This window comes from Pseudomonadota bacterium, assembly GCA_026388255.1.
Lineage (GTDB): Bacteria > Desulfobacterota > Syntrophorhabdia > Syntrophorhabdales > Syntrophorhabdaceae > JAPLKB01.
On the sequence record JAPLKC010000127.1, the window covers coordinates 1 to 1883 of the forward strand.

Annotated in this window: 4 protein-coding genes; 2 read left to right on the top strand and 2 right to left on the bottom strand. The window is 46.4% G+C overall.

The features are described from left to right. Together NT178_17740 and NT178_17745 are read left to right on the top strand one after the other, a co-directional pair. Positions 1-210, top strand: a 210-nt coding sequence (locus tag NT178_17740) for a hypothetical protein (protein MCX5814363.1), incomplete at its 5' end; no start/stop codon positions are given. Further along, positions 191-919 (top strand): anaerobic ribonucleoside-triphosphate reductase activating protein, encoded by a 729-nt coding sequence (locus NT178_17745; protein MCX5814364.1) that lies wholly within the window; start codon positions 191-193, stop codon positions 917-919. The genes NT178_17740 and NT178_17745, both read left to right, overlap by 20 nt. 27 nt (positions 920-946) lie before the next feature. Here NT178_17745 and NT178_17750 read toward each other — a convergent pair whose 3' ends face one another. After that, positions 947-1381 (bottom strand): hypothetical protein, encoded by a 435-nt coding sequence (locus tag NT178_17750; protein MCX5814365.1) that lies wholly within the window; start codon positions 1379-1381, stop codon positions 947-949. Positions 1382-1383: 2 nt separating this feature from the next. Further along, positions 1384-1883 (bottom strand): MBL fold metallo-hydrolase (locus tag NT178_17755; protein ID MCX5814366.1); only part of this gene is annotated, 500 nt, incomplete at its 5' end.

Consider the following 1883-nt stretch of genomic DNA (forward strand, 5'->3'; position numbering starts at 1 on the left):
AAACGGTTGAAGGACAATTTGCAGGAAAATAATGTGGATGTCCATTACTATAACGTAGAAACAGCGGATGGCCTTGCTGAAGCGACATTTTACCGGGTCCTGGCCCTTCCCACGATTCTTGTTGAAGACGAGATGGAAAAAGGGCTTGGAGAATGGAGGGGTGCTGTCCCCAAAGTGGAAGAGGTTTTGCATGTTGTGCAAGGACTATGATTTCCCGATAAAAGGTTTTATAGACACAAGCTTTATTGACTGGAAGGGGCAGCTTTCATCGGTGATATTCACCGGTGGATGCAACTTCAGGTGTCCCTACTGCCATAACAGCAGTATTGTGCTCCACCCTGAACGGATAGAAAACGTGCCCTTTAAGCATATCGCCGGCCACTTGAGGAAGTATAAACACTGGGTCGAGAGGGTGGTCATCACAGGCGGGGAACCTACCCTGAATAAGGGCCTCTCCTCCATAGCAGGACAATTAAAAAACGAAGGCATAAAGATTAAACTTGACACAAACGGGTCGTCACCGTCTGTTGTAAAAGGCCTTGTCAACGACGGACTGATCGATTATATCGCTATGGACATGAAAGGTCCGATAGAACAATATGAAAGGTGGTGCGGTGTTGGCGTTGATACAAAGAAGATTGAGGAGAGCATACAGTTCATTTTAGAAGGAAATGTAGATTATGAGTTCAGGATGACCGTTGTACCGTTCCTGCACAGGGAAGAAGACGTATATGCCGTGGCTGATTACATCCGGAATGCAAAAAAATTCTTTATTCAGGAATTCAAACCTAATAACACATTAAACCCCGCATTTTCACACATCAAACCCTTCTCACCTGAGAAGATGCAAAAAATAAGGCAGAACGCGTCGAATCGATTAAGTATCGCCAGCCAGGATTTACAGATCAAAAAAGGCTGAATGCTGTAAGGCTACCGGGTTTTGTGGCTACTTGCCTGTCCAGAACCAGTGTATTGAGTAAATGGTCAGAACAACAAGAACGGCGAGAGCGGTAATGATGGTTTCCCATTCCCACCGGTGGAGCTTTACTGTTCTCTTCCAGCCGCAGTTATTGCAATGTAATACCCTCCTTCCGAAAAATTTGAGAAACCATTCCCTTGGGTGCCATCTCTCGCTCTGCATCAATTTCGATTGACCGCATGACGGGCAGGGGGGAGAAGAGGACAGGAATACAAGAATGTCAGACAGGGAATTGATCCTTTCTGAAGCAGTATAGAGGTCCCTTCCTATATCGGTGAAGTCGGCAAAAAAATTAACAGAGTCCATTTTATAGCCTTTTTTTATCGATGCTTTTAATTTCCCTTTCAGATGCTTTTCCGTACCATCAGGGGGCATAGCTGTATCCTTTGTTCCAGGTACCATGTTCACACATCAAGGTATCCCATCCGGGTCTGCATGTCAATGCAGTATTGAAGGTATTCTCTGACAACCTTTTTTGGATGATAGGCGCCTGAATGGCCATCACATAGCATGTCTGCATTGACACCGAGTAACTTGTCCATGGATTTTACCCATGCAACGGGGTCGCAATCAAATTCTTTAAGCAATGGCGCCGCGATATCCTGCACAAAAAGGCTTCTTTTCCCGCCAATGTCGAGATAAAGCGAGATAGACCCTGGTGAATGGCCGGGTGTATGCAGCCAGACTATTTGCTGAGTGCCACACGGGATGTTACCTTCTTCGCCATAAAGTTTTTTATCAATGGGAAGCGACTGGAAGTCGATTTCGAAACAGAAGGCTGCGGTGAGGCGGGGATCGGCCCTCTCAACAATTTCAGCGTCGAGGTTGTGCATGATGAGACTGCTGCCGAAATGGGATCTAAAAAGGTGTGCACCACCGGCGTGGTCCACGTGGCAGTGGGTAA

Coding starts and splice junctions, on each gene's coding strand:
- NT178_17745 (MCX5814364.1), top strand. CDS start 191: ATGTTGTGCAAGGACTATGATTTCCCGATAAAAGGTTTTATAGACACA.
- NT178_17750 (MCX5814365.1), bottom strand. CDS start 1,381: ATGGTACCTGGAACAAAGGATACAGCTATGCCCCCTGATGGTACGGAA.